General features: G+C 37.9%; 1 protein-coding gene. It reads left to right on the plus strand.

Annotated features, from left to right (window positions below; all coding sequences use genetic code 11):
• Positions 1-225: 225 nt before the first annotated feature.
• Complete coding sequence (locus VFA52_00050) at positions 226-1,056, plus strand: hypothetical protein (protein HZS42608.1); 831 nt, start codon at positions 226-228, stop codon at positions 1,054-1,056.
• Positions 1,057-1,265: the final 209 nt, after the last annotated feature.

Genomic DNA, 1,265 nt, shown 5'->3' on the forward strand with positions numbered 1-1,265 from the left:
TACTTCTAAACGGCTTAATTCTTTACTGCTCATAGAAATTCGTCCTTCCATTTGGTCACCTCCTAAGTACCAGTAACTTCTGCATACCAGGGGTGACATTTCTATTTAACGGGAAGGTGACATTTCTAAAAAACGCTTACAAAATTATTTTTTTTATTTGAATTTTATTTGTTTTGAATTTATAATATCAATATACATTAATACTTTTAATTGGGATTTTAATTTATGTCAGTATCTGAAATTAGATTGAATGATGTGTCGATAGCTCAAATCAATGAGTGGAAAAACAACTCTGAAAAAGTTGACGTGATTATAGGAAGAAAACCCTCGGAAGCAATTCCTGAATCGGTAAAAGGGCTCCGCTGTGTTTCTCTAGATGACCTGGCTGATGACCCTATTGAATCCACTCGTGTTTCTTTGAAAATCAACTGCAATAAGGCAGAGCAAATGAAAACAATTCAGGGGTTGTTCAATAGAGTTTTCATTGATTTAAATACGACGAAATATTTTGACGAGGGCACTCTAGATTATCTGGTTGGATTAGTCGAGCAAGGAGGAAGTTTATTTTTACCGAGCGAAAACCAATTTTTGCAACCTAATCCTGATGTCGAGTTCTTTAAAACGAACCACTTTACTATTGAAGTCGGTACAAAAAAGAGCCAAGCTTACCAAGCCGTTAGTACACATTTTGAAGAGGAATTATTGAAACGTTTATCAAACAATAATATTCCCGATAATTCTAGGGAGAATTTGATCCAGAATATGCATGAGTACAAAGCATGGGAAGAAAGAGAAACTCTTAAAGATCCAAGTCTGAGTGAAATACCGCTGGTTTATAGAATCAGCGAGTTTTTAGAGGGGTACAAGGAGGCTTCTGGAATTTTGGCACCTTCCTATTCTGAAGAAGAGGATGCAGCTCGCGAATGTACGAAAAGTTATTTGCTGAATTTCTTTGATGATGTCCAAATCTGTCACCAATCTTATCCTCTTGCTAATCGCCTTGATGGCGATGGATCAATTCCAAACTACTATTTTCACGCGACAGGGCGAAAATAGCGCCGCTTTAAAAAATTGTCTGGAGCAGATGCGCTTTGTTTGTCTGCTTCAGCATTCTTCTGACCGAAATTATACATACTGTAATCGCGCTTTCGCTTAAGGCCCCTTAGGCGAGATGAAAAGCGGTTGCTCCTAAAAACGGAGTAGTTAAAACTCTCCAATAAAAGCGAGGCAAAGCCTCAAAACCAAGGAGCAACCAATGAGCCATT

The sequence above is a fragment of the Candidatus Paceibacterota bacterium genome (assembly GCA_035652395.1).
Classification (GTDB): domain Bacteria; phylum Patescibacteriota; class Minisyncoccia; order Phycocordibacterales; family CAJBRS01; genus JADGRH01.